The organism is Candidatus Symbiothrix dinenymphae (assembly GCF_001431085.1).
In genome coordinates, this window is sequence record NZ_BBRU01000392.1 from 1 (window position 1) to 458 (window position 458).

Annotated in this window: 1 protein-coding gene; it reads right to left on the reverse strand. The window is 53.7% G+C overall.

Going from position 1 to position 458, the window contains the following annotated elements; translation table 11 throughout:
- Positions 1-38: 38 nt before the first annotated feature.
- Positions 39-458 (reverse strand): phosphate acyltransferase (locus ASC50_RS04500; protein ID WP_262482201.1); only part of this gene is annotated, 420 nt, incomplete at its 5' end.

Below are 458 nucleotides of genomic sequence, written 5' to 3' on the forward strand. Positions count from 1 at the left end.
AAACAAATATTTAAATTCTAAACTCTAACTCCTAACTCCTAACTCCTATTCATCGCTTGATTAGCGCAGATGGCAACTATTTTATAAATATCATCGACCGAACCCCCGCGCGACAGGTCGTTGACAGGCGATGCTATGCCTTGCAAGATGGGTCCCACGGCTTCGGCTCCGGCGAGGCGTTGCACGAGTTTGTAGCCGATGTTGCCACAGTCCAAGTTGGGGAATACCAGCACATTAGCACGTCCTGCCACTTTGCTGTCGGGCGCTTTGCTGATGCCCACTTCCGGCACGAGCGCGGCGTCGAGTTGCATTTCGCCGTCAATCAGGATGTCGGGCGCCATCGCTTGGGCGAGGCGGGTGGCTTCCACCACTTTATCTACTAATTCGTGCTTGGCACTGTCTTTGGTAGAGAAGCTCAACATGGCCACGCGCGGTTCGATACCTGCCAGACACTGTGC